This is a genomic window from Streptomyces sp. Tek67B01 (assembly GCF_055231995.1).
Window position 1 is genome coordinate 7,044,858 of sequence record NZ_JBUYUY010000001.1, and the last position, 15,752, is coordinate 7,060,609.

Genomic DNA, 15,752 nt, shown 5'->3' on the forward strand with positions numbered 1-15,752 from the left:
ATAGCACCCACACGGGAGCCGCGCAGCTGCGCATGCTGGCGCCCTACCTCCTCGTCAACGCGTTGAAGAACGTATTCAGCCCAGCCTCCCGCCAGCACACGCTCAACCGGCATCTGGGCGCGCACCGGGCCTCCATGGACAGCTACCGCAGCGAGTTCGCCTTCGCCGCGCTGCTGAATACCCAGGCACTGTTGCGACTGATGGACCGCTACCTCTACGCCTCGGAGTCCGCCGGGACGCCCTCGAATGTCGGCGACGCTTGAAATGTGAGCCGATTCCGGCGCTTGGGTTCTAAGGTGGATTCGTATGATCGTCGCAACGTTGCAGGCTCAGAGTGCCAGAGCCGTGGCGAATGCCTGAGCCGGGGTCTGCCAACCCAATGTCTTGCGGGGCCGGGTGTTCAGTCTCTGTTCGATAGCTCTGAGGTCGTCAGCGGTGTGCAGGGAGAGGTTCGTGCGCTTGGGCAGGTACTGCCGTATCAAGCCGTTGGTGTTCTCATTCGTTCCTCGCTCCCAGGGACTGCCAGGACGTGCGAAGAAGATTCCGTCGGTGAAGTAGGGCGCGAGTTCATGATGGCGTGACATCTCGGAGCCCTGGTCCCAGGTGAGACTGCGACGTGCCTGCTCTGGCAGTTTGCAAAGGGCGGCGATGAGGGCATCGCGCAGCTGACTGGCCGAGTGTCCCTCCGGCAGCGGGACCAGACGGAGGTAGCGGGTGCGTCGGTCGACGAGCGTGGCGACGGCGGACTGGCTGCGTGCGCCGACGACGAGGTCGCCCTCCCAGTCGCCGAGGCGCTCGCGCAGCTCGATGATCGACGGCCGACGGTCTATGAGGACGGCCGGTGCAATGAATCGGGGCATGCGCTGGTCGGAGCGACGACGCTTCTTCCTCAACGGCCGGCCGGTGCGAAGTTTCCTGGTCAGCGTCCTGCTCAAGCCGCCCTTGGCCCCTTGGTAGAGAGCTCGGTAGATGGTCTCGTGGCACAGGTGTCGCTCGGGACGGTCGGGCCAGCGGGTGCGGAGATGGGCGGCGATCTGCTCGGGGCTCCACTCCAGGTCGAGCTTGGACTGCACCTCGGCTTTGAGCTCGAGGTCCGTGGACAGCTTGGAACGTCTGGGACGTACTGCCCGCTCGCGACCTCGATAGTGGGCCAGGTCGGCGTCGTATCGGCCGTAGTCGTGTGGACGGCTGTTGCGCCGTAACTCCCGGCTGACTGTCGATGGTGCCCGTCCGAGCAGGCCGGCGATCTCCCGGACCCCGAGGCCGCGGCCACGCAACGAGGCGATTCTCCGGCGCTCCACCAGCGACAAGTACCGGCCTGAGCGCGAGGCTTCCGGGAGATAGTCCGGTTGCAGGCCACCGTTCTCAGCCCGCCACCGGTAGCCCGTCTTGCGCCCGATCCCCAGTTGCCTGCACGCCTCGACGCTGCCCACTCCGGCGGCCAGAAGCCGCCAGTACTCGGCCTCGAGCTCCAGTCTGCGCTTGCGTCCCCGCCTCGCCATCAACACCCCACAATGATCAAGGAATGTTGCGACAAGCGTTAGAACCCAAGCGTCGCCACTGGTCAACTTTTCAGCCGTCGCCGACAGGGATCGTCATTGCATGCTGTGGAGGCGCCGAGCCAAACACGGCGGATGGCGATGGTCTAGGGGTTGGTCCGGGCCCGACCGGTTGTCCTGTCCCAGATATCTGTTGGCATGTGGAGGCTCTGACCTGCTGTGCTTACGGTTGAGTGGAACGAACGCGCTCTCTTCGTCCCGCTCAACGGTAGGCAGCCGCTTCTATGGCGTGGTCGGAAGTCCACTGATCGGCTCGGAGGTCTCATGCCCCTGCAGATGGAACTGGTCGCGATAACACTCGATTGCCCTGATCCGCTGGCTCTGGCTGCGTTCTATCAGCAGGCCACCGGCTTAGAACCACACCCGAAGTCGGACGCCGAGTTCGCCGGTCTCAACCGTGAGGACGGACTCTTCATCGGCTTCCAGCGGGTCGAGGACTACCGGGCTCCGAGTTGTCCTGGCCAGATCGTTCCCCAGCAGCTTCACATCTGCTTCAAGGTCGCGGAGAGCCTGGACAAGGCCGAGGCCCGGCTGCTGGAGCTGGGTGCGGGAAAGCCGGATCACCAGCCGCATGGGGACAAGGCGCGGGTCCTCACCGACCCTGCTGGGCATCCCTTCTGCATCGTTACGCGCTGATTGGCGTTCTCCAGCGGCGGGGCGGGCGGTCCGGCGCCAGCGGATCCAGCCCCCGGCCGCGACCGCGATGAGCACGGTGAGGCCGCCCAGGGTCTCCCCGGTCCAGCCCGTCAGTACGTCCCCGATCCGTGCCGGAACTCGACCTCGACGTCGTCGGTCGTACGGGCGAGCGTGGCCACTCGAATGTCCGTCAAAAGCGGCTCAGAGCTGGCCCGATCACCGTTTACAAGAGCGTGTGTTCCTCGCCGGATCCCGTGGTGGGCCCGAAGAGCTCGAGAATACGGGCCACTGCTTCCAACGAGCTGGGCGATTCGGTGCTCCCGATGAAGTGGGCGAGCCACGTGGCACCAACCTGCTGATGCCCATCAAGACCAGCCAGCGTCCATGCGGTCATTGCGCGGGTGCAATCAGACTCCGTGGTGTCTTCCACGATGCTGGTCAGCAGCGCTGCGTAGGCGTCTTTGTCCACTTCCTCCAGCCGTGGACCGGCCTTTCCGCGCATGGTGGTGTCTTTGCCAAAGCGCGTCAGCCACGCGATGCCGGTCTCTCGGTGTCCATCCAACTGAGCCAACCCCCAAGCGGCCCAGGTGCGGTCCTCTCCGTTGAAAGCGGCCTGTTCCACGAAGCGGGTCAGCAGTGTTGCCCCGGCCTCCTCGTATTCATCCATTTTGGCCAGCTCCCAGGCCGCCCACACACGGCCGGAGCCATCGACCGTGGCGTCCTCGGCGAAGCGGGCAAGCCATGCCGCTCCGGTCTCCCTCTCTCCAGGTATCGCCGCCAGCCCTTGAGCAGCCTGCATGCGATCATGCAGGTCGAGGGTGGTGTCCTCGATGAATCTGGCAAGCAATGTCACACCGGTCTCCCGGTGCCCCTCCACATGAGCCAACGCCTTGGCGGCCAGCACGCGCTCGTCCACTTCGAGGAAGGACCATTGAGCCCAGCGGGCCAACCAGGCGGCAGCGCCCTCTCGATATCCCTCCAGCTGACCCAGGTAGCCGACTGCCGTCACGCGGTCGCAGACCCTGTTGTTGTCGTTTTGGGCGAAGCGGGTCAGCAGGTCGGCTCCGGCCTCCAGGTACCCGTCGAGCCGGGAAAGCCACCAGGCCGCAGACACCGGGGCGTCGAACGGGTCGTAGGCGCTGGGCTGCTGGGCCAGGCGGAGCAGACGGCGGACGAGTGGCTTCAGTGGGAGATTCGTCTTGAAGTTCACGGCCTGCACCATGAGAAACGGGATCGTGCTCAGCTCCCCGTGTTTCGCGAGGGTCTCCAGGCGCCGAGCGGTCTCGGTCGCGATGCCGTCCTGAGCCCCGAGGAGCCTGTCGAGAAGGAATCCGAGGTAGGACGCCGGGAGGCGGGGAGGCTGCGGGGGGCTTTCGACGGAGGGCGCCTGGGGAGGAAAGAGATCGTCGAGCAGCTGGGCGCGAGCAACTTCGTCGCGCGTGGCGTGGCGGGCGGCGTGGTACTCGAGGAAGGTCCGGTGAGGGAAGCCGAGGCCGTCCGCGCGGTGGACCAGCAGTCCGGTGTGCCGGAGCAGGTCCTCCAAGAACGCCTCCCAGCGCTCAGGGCGGACCTTGCCGGGGCGGCGGACGGCCTCGTGCGAGGCCAGTGCCTCGGTCACGGGGGCTTCGTGGCCCGAAAGCCACCGGTGGGCCAGGTGGTCGATCAGCTCGGGCAGCCGTTCGTGGACCTGCCGCGCGGCGGTGTCGGCATCCTTGCGCGCCCGCGGACTCTGGAGGCTTTCCACGAGGCGCTTGATCGACTCTTCGTGGCTGTCCGCAACGCGCTTTCCCTGGTTGTTCTCGTAGACCAAGTCGGTGAACGCCTCGTACACCGCAGTCCGGGTGTCGGGTAACTGGCTTTCAGGCTTGGCGAGGTGGAGCTGGCACAGCATGAGAGCCATCAGCGGGGTACGGGCCAGCTCGTCCAAGCAGGCATTGCGGAGCGTGTCGGCGAAACGGCGGCCGCGGTGGGTGGCCTCTTGCTGCGGCCACCGGGTGCTGAAGTGCTTTTCGATGTAGGTGTGCAGATCGTCGGTGGTGAAAGGCTGCAGTGCATAGTGGGGCACCTGTTTGCCGAGGACGTGATCGAGGACGTTGAGTTCATTCTCGGTCAGTGGGCGAGTTGCTACCACGCACCGGTACAACGGCGGGTCCGCCGCGACGGCGTTGGCCAGCTTCTCCAACACGGCGCGGCGCTCGTCCGCGGTAGGAAGCTCGTCGAGGTCGTCGACGAGCACCTGCCAGTGCGCCCCGGACCACGGCCGCTGAAGGAAGCGAGCTCGGGCCAGTTCCGGGTGGCGCCCGTACCGGCTGAACTTTCTGGTGGCGGCGGCGAGCACGTCGGGTATCTGCACCTCCTCCTCGACGAGGGCACGCGCGCTCACCCACACCGGGACGGCCGGACCGGACGTCCCGGCATTCGGCGCGTCGGCGGGCCATCTACCGGCCGCGTCACGCAACCACCTGCGCAGCAGCGTGGTCTTGCCAGTGCCGGGGCCGGCGATGAGCACGCACAGCCGGTCGCCCTTCCGGAAGACCGCTTCGGCAGGCTCGGCACGAACGGCAAGGCCGGTTCCGCTTCCCCCGGCGGCAGAGCCGTCGGGGGAAGCGGCGTGCCCGTCCCGAGCCACAGGATGGCTGCGCTGGCGCACGTAGACCCCCGTCAGACAGGGAGGGCCCGTCTCGCCCGGGATGCCCTCATAAGGATGCTTTTCTGTCGCTTTCCTGGCCGCTTCAAGGTAGCCGCGCACCTCCTCGTCCGCGCCGTTTCTGCGCTGGGCCTCCTCGTGGAGCTTCTTTCAGTGCGGCGCCTGCCTGTCCGCGGACTGCCTGTCGGGGAGAGTCCATTCGAGCATCACGACGACGACGGACCACAGATCCGCGAAGTCCGGCGGCACGCTGAGCCTCTTCGAGCCCTTCGGCTTGGGGAACCAGTCGTTGACCGTTGTGGAGGCCAGGTCCGTTCCCCCTTCCTCGCGCGGCCAGGCCTTATCTTCCGGGCGACCTACGGCGACCCGACGGCGCCTGTTGGCGACCTCGACAGCCTCCTTCTGAGTCTTCCCCCGCGGGCGATCGGCGTAGAGCCGCCCGAGCGCCTCCGCCAAAGCCTGGCGTCCCATGTGCTCCTCCGTCGCGCTCACTTCTGACCCTTTCGCTCGGGTACTGATCCGATCCGGCATGATCCGGCGACCCGCCCGTCTGACCTGCTGGCTGCCGCCGGAAAATCCGGCGATCCGGTATCCATGGCCGACCCCCGGGGAGCCTGGCCAAGCTACTCGTGGCCGCCTCATCCGGGGCGGCCGAGACAAGTTGGGAAGGACTGACACATGGACATCCAGTGGGCAGGGGTAATCCTGGCCGGGCTGGCGATCCTCGCGATCACCGCGGTGACCATCACCGGCCTGGCGCTGAAGAACACCGACTCGCAGGACCGCGCCAGCATACTGAGCGCCGTCGCGGAACTCGTGCGGGAACTTCGCGGACGCCAATGACGACCCGGCCCCAAGCGACCCACCGCCTCACACTCACCGGCGCGCCCCGCTGGGCCGATGGAGAGGCGGGAACCGAGGACGAGACAGACCTCCGCGACCTCACACTGCCCGGCATCGCCCTCACCGAGGCCGGGGTCCGACTCCCCCTCCTGGCCGTCCTGTTCCGCCGTCACTCGTGGCCTGGCGTGATCGATTCCACCGCGCCCGTCTCCGCGCGCGCCTGAGGTTCCGCCCGGGACGAGCTCCAGCTCGTCATCGAGCACCGCCCAGTGCTCGACCGACTCGTGCATGCCGACCGGCTGCCGCCCCATGGTCCCCATCATGGCGGGCAGGCCCAGATGAGAACGACCGATCGGTCAAAAAGCACCCGCACTTGGGGCAGGTGACTCGTTCGCCGGACGGCACCCCTAGTGACCTGAGTCAGAGATTCGTTGGCAGTACGCGGCGACTTTGTCGAGGATCTCGTCGGCGGTCTTTGTCCAGACGAAGGGCCTGGGCTGCTCGTTCCAGTCGGCCACCCATGCCCGGATGTCGCGTTCGAGGGCCCGGACGGAGCGGTGGACGCCGCGCTTGAGCTTCTTCTGAGTCAGCTCGGCGAACCACCGCTCGACCAGGTTCAACCACGACGCGCTCGTCGGCGTGAAGTGCAGGTGGAAACGTGAGTGGGCCAGCAGCCAACGTTTGATGTCGGGTGTCTTGTGGGTGGCATAGTTGTCCAGGATCAGATGAACCTGCAGGTCAGCCGGAATTTCCTTGTCGAGCTTGTTGAGGAACTTCTTGAACTCCGCTGCCCGGTGGCGCCGGTGAAGGGATCCGATGACCTTGCCGGTAGCGACCTCGAGGGCGGCGAAAAGGGTCGTGGTCCCGGCCCGGACGTAGTCGTGGCTGCGGCGTTCGGGAACACCGGGCACCATCGGCAGGACCGGCTGGGACCGGTCCAGGGCCTGGATCTGCGACTTCTCGTCCACGCAGAGAACCAGAGCCTTCTCCGGCGGGTCGAGATACAGGCCGACGACATCGCGGACCTTGTCGATGAACAGCGGGTCGGTGGACAGCTTGAATGTCTGCGACCGGTGTGGCGCCAGCGCGAACGCCCGCCAGATCCGCGAGACCGTCGACTGCGACATGCCCGTGGCCGCGGCCATCGATCTCGTCGACCAGTGGGTCGCGTTCTTCGGCGTCTCCTCAAGCGTCTTGACGATGACCCGCTCGACGTCAGCATCTGTGATCTTCCGTGGGACACCGGGCCGCGGTTCGTCGCACAAGCCGTCCAGTCCCCGCTCGATGAAGCGGCGCCGCCAGGTGCGGACCGTGTCCGGCACGATCCGCAGCCGGCGGGACACCTCCATGATCGAGTGGCCTTCGGCGCACTCCAGCACGATCCGCGACCGCTGAGCCAAAGCCTGAGCCGTCGTACGGCGACGTAACCAGCCCTCCAACACCGCCCGCTGGGCACCAGTGACCGACAACGGCGGAATCTTCGGACCCGGACGACTCATGCTCGACTAACGACGAATCTCTGACTCAGGTCACTAGGCCGTTTCCTTCAGATCATCTGATCGTTGGTTGATGCGTGTCGTTGGCTGATGCCCAGTGGGCACGCATTGAGCCGTTGCTGCCGGACCGGACATCTCGGCGGGGTGGGCGGTGGCGTGATCAGCGGCAGGTGATCGACGCGATCGCGTTCAAATACCGCACTGGCACTCCGTGGATGGATCTGCCCGAGCACTTTGGGTCGTGGAAGGGCGCCCACAACCGGCTGCGGATGTGGGCGGCCGACGGCACGTGGGAACGTGTCTTCACCGCTCTCCTCGCCCAGGCTGATGCCGAGGGCGACCTGGACTGGGTCGTCGCGGTTGATTCCACGATCGTCCGGGCTCATCAGCACGCTGCCGGGGCCCACTAGGGCCTGTGTGATGTCGTGATCAGTTTCTGGGTTCTGTCCTCGTCGCGAGGTGGAATCCGGTACGACTGTGGTTGTGACACGCAGGCAACTCACCAATGCCCAGTGGAAGTTCATCGAGCCGTATCTGCCGATCGGTAGGTACGGCCCGTATCCGGAGCGGTTGCGGGAGCAGTTCGAGGGTGTGATCTGGCGGTTCCGCTCCAGTGCTCAGTGGCGGGAGATGCCTGCCGAGTTCGGCCCGTGGGCCACGGTCTACGGACGCTTCCGCGTCTGGCGGGACGCCGGTGTCTTCACCGCCCTCTTGGAAGGCCTGATCGCCGAGGCAGCCCGCGTGGGAAGAACGGACTTGTCGCTGGTCAGCGTGGATTCCACAACGGTCCGTGCCCACCACGACGCCGCGGGGATGCGTGTCAGCAAGCACCTCATGGAGGCCCTGGAAGAAGCCGCACAGGAACAGGAAGCGGCCCGGCAAAAGGGGGCGGACCGGAGGAACAGAACGGACAGGCCGAGCGTCGCCGCATCCGCCGCAGACGCAAGCTCCGCCTGAAGGAAGCCCTCCTCGGCAGGTCCCGGGGCGGCCTGACCAGCAAGATTCACCTCGCTGCGGACCGCAGGTGCCGTCCGCTTTCAATGGTGCTGACCGCCGGGCAGGCCGGGGACAGCCCGCAGTTCATCCCCGTGCTCGCGAGGGTGAGAGTCCGCCTGCCCGTCGGCCGTCCCCGCACCAAGCCCGGCGCGGTCGCCGCAGACAAGGCCTACTCATCCCGCGGCAACCGCGCCTACCTGCGCAAACGCGGAATCAAGGCCGTCATCCCGGAGAAGAAGGACCAGGCCGCCAACCGGAAGAAGAAGGGCGCACGAGGCGGCAGACCCGTCAGCCACGACACCGACCTCTACAAGGAACGCAACACCGTCGAGCGCCTGATCAACAAGCTGAAGGCCTGGCGAGGGATCGCCACCCGCTACGACAAGTCACCCGAAAGCTACCTCGCCGGCCTCCACCTCCGCGCCGCAATGATCTGGATCGACGACCTGGTGAAGACCACCGAATGATCGCGACATCACACAGGCCCTAGTCGATCACCTCGGCCGGCTTGGCCGGCTTGGCCGACGCGAGGTTATCGAGGAAGGTGAGCGTGTCGTCGGTGTTGTCGGTGTTGTTGGAGATCCACGTCGGCTGCCACCCGCTGGTCCTGGACATGACGTGGAAGTATGGCCCCTGGGACCATGGCTCACCCAGGTCTGGAGTGGACTCCTCGATGTCCTTGAAGGTCTCTTGCGGCCCTCCGTACACGAGGATGCTGGTCGGCCGGTACTGGAAGATCCGAACGGAGCGGGACGTCTTCTCCTCGCTCCCCTCGGACACGGGGACGGGGTCGGGCAGCTTGATGGAACCCACGCTGGGGAGGCCGAGGGCCTTGAGCGAGTACACCCGGTACGGGTTGTCGTAGTGGTACTCCAGTTGCTTTGAGTGCCCGGTGTAGCCGGGGCTGCTGTAGAAGGTCACCTTGAGGTCGGTCATGAGCATCCCTTCGCATCGTCCGTCCGCGCGGAGACCGGACGGTCTGGTCCTCGCGCTAGCCTCCCGGACACCTGCTTCGGATATGTGCAAAACGCCGATGCGGGTGCTCGCGGATTGCATCGTGACCACCTGACCGGCGGCATGGGGCAGGTAGAGGGTGCGGTCGGGGGGTGAGGACGGCGGTGGCGTCGGTCAGGCCGTTCCAGGTGTGGCCGCGGCCGTTGTAGCGGGGGGTGAGGTAGGACCATTCGAGGTTTCCGGCGATCATCGCTTCCAGCCCGTCCAGGTAGGTGAACAGGCCACTGTCCTGTTCTCCCGCGCCTGCGCGCAGTTGGGTGGTGAGGTGGTCGAATTCGGTTTCGACGCGGTGGGTGGTTTCGGCGATGCGGTCGACGGCTGTTTGGAGGTCGCCGCCGTTCTCGGCGAGCGCGAGGTGGATCTCGTTCATGGTGTCGCCGCTGTAGAGCTCTTTGCGGTAGGAGAAGACGTCGTTGACGCCGATCCAGTGCCGTGCGACCAGCATGTTGAGGCGCCGTAGTTCGGGCAGCTTCGTCAGATGGTCGCTCAGGTCGATGCCGAGGCCGATTTCGAGGAGGGGGAAGCAGCACGCCCCGATCGAGCTGTTGCGGTACTTCTCGTAGGTGGGCAGGTCGAGCGTCGCGCGGTCCTGGACGAGGTCGCGTTCGGCGTGGCAGGCGTTCAAGAACTCATGCAGGGTGCGCGCGTAGCGGTGCCAGACCCGTTCGGGTGCGAGGGGCAGGGTCTGGTCGCGCAGCTGCCGGAAGGCCCGGGTGAAGGCGGTGTCCGCGGCAGGCGTTCTCCCCTCGATGACGGCCGGCAGCTTATGGATGCCCAGTTGCCGGATACGGGGCGGGGGTGCCTGGGCGAAGACGTCGTCGATGCTGAAGAGGACGTCGATCCAGGCGCAGACCAGTTCGATGCGGTCCTCGCGGGCACCGGCGTAGGTGAGCAGGTTCCACAGACTGGTGCGGTGCTCCAAGAACGCCTCCAGCTCCTCCTCGCTCTCGAAGGCGTCGTGCAGGAGTGCGGCGAGCCAGGCCGCGCAGCGCTGTTCCAGAGCCTCAAGGCCCCGGCGGCGCCGGGCGGGCGTGAACCGGGGGAAGGCCGGCATCCGGAAGCAGGGTCGTCCCTCGGGCGGCCTCGATATGCCTTCACCGGGGGACGCATGGCCCAACCACGGCACACCACCCGCGACGGGCTGAACCTGCTGAGCGCCCACCGCCACCCCCCGATCCCTGCCTGACAGCACGCCGAACGACCCTCACGGACCTCGTTCACCTTGTCCGCAGACCCCAGCCGTGCCGCGTTTCTGTAACGAGGTACCCACCGGTCAGCCGCCCCATCCCAAGCCCCAGGGGCGCGAGAGAGGGCCGTGCCATGCCAACGGTGGTCAACCGGTGCTGTTGATGCCCAGTCGCAGGCCCTGCGTTCCCAGCCCTGTCGGCCCGTGGGGGATACGGCGGTTCACGGGCTGAGTGCGTCCCAGCCCTTCGGCTTCTGCGTCGCTCCGGTCGGTGTGGTACCTGGGGGAGAACTCTTCCCAGGTTTTCGTGGCGTCCGCGCAGATCTTGAAGTCCTCATAGGCTTCTACGCACGTCTGGTCTTCTTCGGCTGCCAGCAGTTCTCCAAGGGCCGTGATCAGGCGGGTGTAGTTGTCGTCGATCATGGCGGTCAGCTCTTCGTGGCTGAGCTCGTGGGTTGCAAGCGCGTTCCACTCGCGGGAGTCCGACTCCTTGCCGAGTGAATACCGGTCGTTTACCAATACTGTGTCAATTTCCAGCCAGTGCATGTAGTTGTGGAGTTTCAAGGCGCCGAATTTTTCGGACGGGAGCCCGTACAGGCACCATCGGAGGTAGTGCACAGGAACGATGCCCATCGTCACGCTTTTCACCCTGCTGTACAGAAGCTCGCTTCGTTTGATCTTGCCTTGCAGCAGACTTCCGGTAAGAAACTCCCTGAACACGTCCGTGAATCCCTCGTGAGCGTCGGGGATCTCGCTCCTGATGTATTCCATGAACGCGTGGACCACCGGGTCTGCCCTGCTGTCGTCGAGCAGCCGCACCAGATCCAGCAGGTGACGGTGGTCGTCGACGTAGAACGTCACCAGCATGGCGTGGTTCAGCGTGGCCAGCGTGCTGAAATCCCGCACCTTCGGGAAGGACATGACGGTCAGGTGCGTCTGGTCCTTCAGATCCTTCAGGTCGAGATGTCGCGTGACCGGGAAATTGCGGCAGTACCAGTCGAAGAAACCCTCAAGGAATTCACGGTCCTCTTCCGCGATATAGCGCAGTGCGTCAGTGCCGGCCGGATGAAGCGCCTTCCCGGCCGCCCTGCTGGCATGCCAGAACGCCATCGTCCACTGTCGGTGGGATTTCAGGTCGTGGCCGGGTGTTCCCAAACCGGGCGCCTGGCCCGCGGCCTCGTTCAACCGGGGGTCGGCGAGGTTCTGGAGGTCCTTCATCATGTCTCCGTTCTCGATCGGTCGGCGACGTCCGCCGGGATCCGGGCATGGGGCACGCCGGCAGACGTGCCCAGGTCGAGGCGCTTGATCATGTCCGGGCGGAAGGTGCCGTACGGGTTGACGTTGGACCAGAACAGCGCGGTCAGTCCCCGCCGGTCCAGCTCGAAGAACTTCAGCAACAGGCTGAAGCCGAGCCGGGTCGCCCCACTCTTGTTCGCCACCAGGTCCCAGTCGCCATCTACCAGCGTCCGTTCGCCAACAGCTCCTCTGGCGACCGCTCTTGCCGCACGCCCGCCCCTTTTGGCCTTGATTGCTCGATCAGACCAACGACGGCGCCCAAGGCAGGGAAACGGGACTCGTCCGGCTACCCACGACCTGCTTTGCGGCTGGTGTCTGAGCTAGGACGCCGGGCCCGCTGAAGGGTGTCGCCCGTTGTCCGCGCTGCGCACCCTTGCGGCCAGGCCCGCCCCGATCGAGCGAATGCACTGGCTTTTTGGCTTGCACAACAGCGCTCAGTGGGAAACCCAAGGCCGGCGGCCAGTCCGAGATCAAGGGACCGGCTGCCAGCCGATACGAGTAAGGGGAAAACAGATGCGGGTCAGCGTTGGTGACAGGCTTCTTGTTCAGAGCCGTACCGTCGGGCTGCAAGATCGGCAAGCAGAGGTCGTCGAGGTTCGTGGCCCAGACGGTACCCCGCCCTATCTAGTCCGTTTCGAGGACGGGGGCGAGACCCTCATCCATCCCCCCACGGACGCGGTCGTGCGCCATCTTGCGGAAGATGCATAGTCCGCCTCTGCAGTCCGTGGCGCTCGCCCGTGGCGGGGAGGCAGGGGCGAGCCCCGCCGCTCCGGAAGACCACGATGACCGCCGCGACAACCACGTGAAGCGCGCCGCCCGAGAGGGCACGGCTCCTGGGCGGCTGTGACCAGTGGGCTCGCCTGGGGCTGGTGTCAGTGCGGCCCCAGGAGTAGCGCCCCCACGTCGGCGGTGTAGCCGGCCGGAAACCCGTGGACGCCTGTGGCCGACCGCGGCTCCGCCAGTCTTCGATGACAACGCTCAAGCTCAACCTTCGCCGGCACGCGACACCCGGGCGGTCACCCGTCACGGACCTGCCCGGCTTGCCTCAATATTCGAACATCTGCGCTAATGAAATATGCGCCACCAGCACTTCCCCCATGATCTGCTCCGGATCCAGCTCGCATGGAACCGCACGTATGAGGACCTAGCCCGCCTCACGCCCACACAGACCTCTACCGCGCTGCGCCGTGAGCTCCTGGGGCTCTCCCGGGCCCTGGCCGCCCACCCGTACTGGGCCGTCCCTGGCCGTTCCCCGGCCGGCCGGGTGGAGCTGCTGCGCCAGGCCCGAGTGCGCTGCTGGGTGTGGGCTGCGTGATCCGGCTGACCGCGCGCCGGCTGCGGATCCTCGAGACGATCGCCGCGCATGTCGCTGCCCACGGGGTGGGTCTGTCGGTCCGTGAGCTCGGCCTGGCGGTGGGGCTGGCCAGCTCGAGCAGCGTCGCGTTCCAGCTGGCGCAGCTGGAACGCGGCGGGCTGCTGGTCCGCTCCGGCCGGGCATGGTCCACGGCCGAACTGACGGGCACCGCGGTGCGCCGACTCGCTGCCGCGCGGTAAGCCCTGCTTGGCTCGGTACAGGTCGGGGAGCAGCGAGATCTATCGGTCAGGAGTTTGCCCCGCAGAGCCTCTGACGGCCCCGCTGCGCCCCGCCCCTCGGATGGATGACCCGACAGCCGTTCTGCAGGGCCGTCTCCGGCTGGTCTGGCGGACCCTGGAAGAGGGGCGGCCAAGCGAGGGAGGCCTCTGTGGCGTTGAGACCGCCGGTTGAGCCGATGCTGGCGCAGGCCGCGGAAGCCGTGCCGGGCCCGGCCGGTGTGGCGTATGAGCAGAAGCTGGACGGTTCTCCAGACACCCGGAGATGTCTCATTCGGGGGGTCAGTAGAGTGGCGGCGAACAAGAGAAGAGATCCTCCAATGGACTCCCGTATTTCGCGCATACGCTCCAAGCTGGCGAAGGTCCCGTATCAGGCGCAGCGCAGCCACTCGATGGGCGCAGAGCGTCACGTTTTTCGCGTTGGCCCGCGCATCAGTTCCGCGCAGGCGGACATCTTCGAGGGCGAACACCACATCGAATTGCCGTCGGCCTACCGAACGTTCCTGGTCGCACTTGGGGGCAGCGGTGCCGGCCCCTTCTACGGTCTGCTTCCGCTGGAGGACTGCAGGCTGTTCACCATGGACAGGCAGCCGCCGACCGGCACCCCGCGGGGTTTCCATCACGTGAACCACCCGGACGCTCTGCACGGAGATCTGTTCCTCCACATCATCGAGATGGGCTGCAGCGACCTGTGCCTCATCGGCGTGACTGGCCCTCTCACAGGCCGCATTCTCACCGGCAACGCAGACGGCTTCTGGCCCCCGAACGTCTCCTCGGCCCGGGATTTCCTCTCCTGGTACGAACGCTGGCTGGACCACATGCGGGAAGGCAAGGACAACAAGGCTCTGGGACTCACCTCCCCGGCAACCGTCGCAAGCGCCCCCTGGGGCGCCCGGGCCAGAGCTCGGGGTCGCAGGCCGCGGAGGGTTGAGGTGACGGGACCCGCAACCGAGCCCCTCACAGCGCCCTTGTCCCATGAGACATAGCGCAGTCTGGAGAACGACGGTCACCGGGCGCTGCTGTTCACCGCGGCCGGCCCGGGCGGCACCGTGCTGGTGCAGAGCCGCCGCGGGGTGCTGGTCCAGGACCGGTGGCCGGACCTGGTGGCGGCCGCCGAGGCGCAGTTGCCGCACGGCCTGGTCCTCGATGGCGAGCTGGTCGTCTGGGACACCGAGGCGGGCCGGCTGTCGTGTTCGGGACGGCGCTGCATGCCGCGGACCGTCTGCGGGCGGGGAAGCCGGCGACCGATCTGGAGCAGGCGGCGCTGGGTGTGCTGCGGGCGGCACTGACGGATGCGGAGATCAAGCAGTGGGGTGAGGTCTACCGGGAGGCGGTGACCAAGCTCGGCCGTCTGGCGGTGGTGCCCGAGGTGATCACCAGTCGCCCGGTGAACACCGGCTACACGTTGGCGAACTTGAAGGCGGGCTTCGCTCCGGTGTTGGCCGAGCACGCGGCGCGGGGCGAACAGCCAGGTCGTCGATCGGGAGGTGCTGGCGGCCGGCGGGGATTTCGACAGTCCAGCGTTCTTGGCGGGTACGCGCGCGGCGGGGTTCGGGCTGACGGTCTTCAGCGCTGGCACGTCGGCTTCCGGCGCAGGCCGGCCCGCGGCAATCCTGGACGCCGAGGACTTCAGGGGCCACGCCATTTGTGTGGGCCATGGCGCGGTTCGTTGGTGGGTGCCGGGCGCGCTCACAGGCGCTGGACTGTCCCGGTGGTGTGGGAGGGCTGGTAGGTGGGGGCGGCGCCGGCGTACCGGGCGGTGAAGCCGTGCTGCAGCCTGCTGGGGTTGTGCATGCTGGTGGTGCAGGTGGCGACGCCGGCCGTGTCGGCGTGGGCGCCGCACAAGGTGATGCCGTCGGCGGTGAACTCGACGACGGCGTCCTGCATCGGGGTGCCGTCGGCGGTGGTGGCGGTGGCTCGCACGGTGACCTGGTTCCCGTTGCCGAGGGTCAGCGTCCCGGAAGCGTCGGAGAGCGTCGTGGTGAGGGGGTCGATCTGGTCGGCGTACAGGCAGGAGTCGCTCGGGTAGTAGTAGTAGGTGGCTGTGCCCGCATGGTGGTGGCAGTCGCGGACGTAGAGGTGCGTCTGGGCGACACAGGAGTAGTACTTCGAAGCGTCGTTGTAGTCGGGGTAGTTCCCGTCCGGGCGGCCGGCGCAGCTAAAGCCACCTCCCGCGTGGGCTTGGGCCGGAGCGGCGGCGGCCAGCGTCCCGGTCAGGGCGGCACCGACCGTCATGAGCAGGGCGGGCAGTACGGCGGACTTCTTCACCCAGAACTCCTTGATAACGCGACGAAGGGGCAGCCAACCCTCACGAAAGCAAGCACGGGCGCCCCCTTTCCAGCGGTTCGACAGCTCCTGCTGTCACCGCAGCGGCCTACCCGAGCGCAGCGCACGGTCAAACCCAGCCCCTACGGCCCGACGATCCTATGGCTCCGCAAGAAGGCGGGGCCTTATTCAGGGCATCGTGTACAACGACAGGTCTACCGATC

18 protein-coding genes and 2 pseudogenes are annotated in these 15,752 nt (G+C 66.7%); 11 read left to right on the plus strand and 9 right to left on the minus strand.

Going from position 1 to position 15,752, the window contains the following annotated elements:
• Positions 1 to 32: 32 nt before the first annotated feature.
• Positions 33 to 263: a hypothetical protein gene (locus ACV7NM_RS32255; RefSeq protein ID WP_463414164.1), complete on the plus strand. Its 231-nt coding sequence runs from the start codon at positions 33 to 35 to the stop codon at positions 261 to 263.
• A gap of 66 nt (positions 264 to 329) precedes the next feature.
• Here ACV7NM_RS32255 and ACV7NM_RS32260 read toward each other — a convergent pair whose 3' ends face one another.
• Positions 330 to 1,502 carry an IS30 family transposase gene (locus tag ACV7NM_RS32260; protein ID WP_463414139.1) on the minus strand — a complete coding sequence of 391 codons (1,173 nt, stop codon included), beginning with the start codon at positions 1,500 to 1,502 and terminating at the stop codon, positions 330 to 332.
• A gap of 321 nt (positions 1,503 to 1,823) precedes the next feature.
• On the opposite strand from ACV7NM_RS32260, the gene ACV7NM_RS32265 reads away from it, so the two are divergent.
• Positions 1,824 to 2,195, plus strand: a complete 372-nt coding sequence (locus tag ACV7NM_RS32265) for a VOC family protein (protein WP_463413619.1) — start codon at positions 1,824 to 1,826, stop codon at positions 2,193 to 2,195.
• A 223-nt stretch (positions 2,196 to 2,418) separates the two neighbouring features.
• Here the strand turns inward: ACV7NM_RS32265 and ACV7NM_RS32270 are convergent, their stop codons facing one another.
• Together ACV7NM_RS32270 and ACV7NM_RS32275 are read right to left on the minus strand one after the other, a co-directional pair.
• Positions 2,419 to 4,944, minus strand: a complete 2,526-nt coding sequence (locus ACV7NM_RS32270; protein ID WP_463413620.1) for an NACHT domain-containing protein — start codon at positions 4,942 to 4,944, stop codon at positions 2,419 to 2,421.
• A 48-nt stretch (positions 4,945 to 4,992) separates the two neighbouring features.
• Positions 4,993 to 5,313, minus strand: coding sequence for a hypothetical protein (locus ACV7NM_RS32275; protein WP_463413621.1), 321 nt, complete (start codon positions 5,311 to 5,313; stop codon positions 4,993 to 4,995).
• A gap of 207 nt (positions 5,314 to 5,520) precedes the next feature.
• Here ACV7NM_RS32275 and ACV7NM_RS32280 point away from each other — a divergent pair, with 207 nt between their 5' ends.
• Complete coding sequence (locus ACV7NM_RS32280) at positions 5,521 to 5,685, plus strand: hypothetical protein (RefSeq protein ID WP_463413622.1); 165 nt, start codon at positions 5,521 to 5,523, stop codon at positions 5,683 to 5,685.
• On the plus strand, positions 5,682 to 5,909 hold the full coding sequence (locus ACV7NM_RS32285) for a hypothetical protein (protein ID WP_463413623.1): 228 nt from the start codon (positions 5,682 to 5,684) through the stop codon (positions 5,907 to 5,909). Before ACV7NM_RS32280 ends, ACV7NM_RS32285 begins: the two co-directional genes overlap by 4 nt.
• Positions 5,910 to 6,092: 183 nt before the next feature.
• Here ACV7NM_RS32285 and ACV7NM_RS32290 read toward each other — a convergent pair whose 3' ends face one another.
• Positions 6,093 to 7,184 carry an IS630 family transposase gene (locus tag ACV7NM_RS32290; RefSeq protein WP_463413624.1) on the minus strand — a complete coding sequence of 364 codons (1,092 nt, stop codon included), beginning with the start codon at positions 7,182 to 7,184 and terminating at the stop codon, positions 6,093 to 6,095.
• A 74-nt stretch (positions 7,185 to 7,258) separates the two neighbouring features.
• Here ACV7NM_RS32290 and ACV7NM_RS32295 point away from each other — a divergent pair.
• A pseudogene (locus ACV7NM_RS32295) lies at positions 7,259 to 7,585 on the plus strand (IS5 family transposase); the annotation flags it as partial.
• Between the two features lie 79 nt (positions 7,586 to 7,664).
• A pseudogene (locus ACV7NM_RS32300) lies at positions 7,665 to 8,644 on the plus strand (IS5 family transposase).
• Positions 8,645 to 8,663: 19 nt separating this feature from the next.
• Here the strand turns inward: ACV7NM_RS32300 and ACV7NM_RS32305 are convergent.
• The 4 genes from ACV7NM_RS32305 to ACV7NM_RS32320 form a co-directional block, all read right to left on the minus strand.
• A complete protein-coding gene (locus ACV7NM_RS32305; RefSeq protein ID WP_463413625.1) occupies positions 8,664 to 9,113 on the minus strand; it encodes a hypothetical protein in 450 nt (149 codons plus the stop codon).
• A 55-nt stretch (positions 9,114 to 9,168) separates the two neighbouring features.
• On the minus strand, positions 9,169 to 10,245 hold the full coding sequence (locus ACV7NM_RS32310; RefSeq protein ID WP_463413626.1) for a terpene synthase family protein: 1,077 nt from the start codon (positions 10,243 to 10,245) through the stop codon (positions 9,169 to 9,171).
• A 279-nt stretch (positions 10,246 to 10,524) separates the two neighbouring features.
• Positions 10,525 to 11,598, minus strand: coding sequence for a hypothetical protein (locus tag ACV7NM_RS32315; protein WP_463413627.1), 1,074 nt, complete (start codon positions 11,596 to 11,598; stop codon positions 10,525 to 10,527).
• Positions 11,595 to 11,816, minus strand: coding sequence for a hypothetical protein (locus ACV7NM_RS32320; RefSeq protein WP_463413628.1), 222 nt, complete (start codon positions 11,814 to 11,816; stop codon positions 11,595 to 11,597). The genes ACV7NM_RS32315 and ACV7NM_RS32320 overlap by 4 nt, the downstream gene beginning before the upstream one ends.
• A gap of 370 nt (positions 11,817 to 12,186) precedes the next feature.
• Between ACV7NM_RS32320 and ACV7NM_RS32325 the strand changes: the two genes are divergently transcribed.
• From ACV7NM_RS32325 to ACV7NM_RS32345, 5 genes are all read left to right on the plus strand, one after another.
• Positions 12,187 to 12,381: a DUF1918 domain-containing protein gene (locus ACV7NM_RS32325; RefSeq protein ID WP_463413629.1), complete on the plus strand. Its 195-nt coding sequence runs from the start codon at positions 12,187 to 12,189 to the stop codon at positions 12,379 to 12,381.
• Positions 12,382 to 12,748: 367 nt separating this feature from the next.
• Positions 12,749 to 12,988 (plus strand): hypothetical protein, encoded by a 240-nt coding sequence (locus ACV7NM_RS32330; protein WP_463413630.1) that lies wholly within the window; start codon positions 12,749 to 12,751, stop codon positions 12,986 to 12,988.
• Complete coding sequence (locus ACV7NM_RS32335; protein WP_463413631.1) at positions 12,985 to 13,227, plus strand: LexA family protein; 243 nt, start codon at positions 12,985 to 12,987, stop codon at positions 13,225 to 13,227. The genes ACV7NM_RS32330 and ACV7NM_RS32335 overlap by 4 nt, the downstream gene beginning before the upstream one ends.
• 356 nt (positions 13,228 to 13,583) lie before the next feature.
• Positions 13,584 to 14,249 carry an SMI1/KNR4 family protein gene (locus ACV7NM_RS32340; protein ID WP_463413632.1) on the plus strand — a complete coding sequence of 222 codons (666 nt, stop codon included), beginning with the start codon at positions 13,584 to 13,586 and terminating at the stop codon, positions 14,247 to 14,249.
• Positions 14,250 to 14,255: 6 nt separating this feature from the next.
• Entirely contained in the window at positions 14,256 to 14,552 is a 297-nt protein-coding gene (locus ACV7NM_RS32345; protein WP_463414140.1) for an ATP-dependent DNA ligase, read from the plus strand.
• A 400-nt stretch (positions 14,553 to 14,952) separates the two neighbouring features.
• Here ACV7NM_RS32345 and ACV7NM_RS32350 read toward each other — a convergent pair whose 3' ends face one another.
• Entirely contained in the window at positions 14,953 to 15,531 is a 579-nt protein-coding gene (locus ACV7NM_RS32350) for a carbohydrate-binding module family 14 protein (RefSeq protein WP_463413633.1), read from the minus strand.
• Positions 15,532 to 15,752 lie beyond the last annotated feature (221 nt).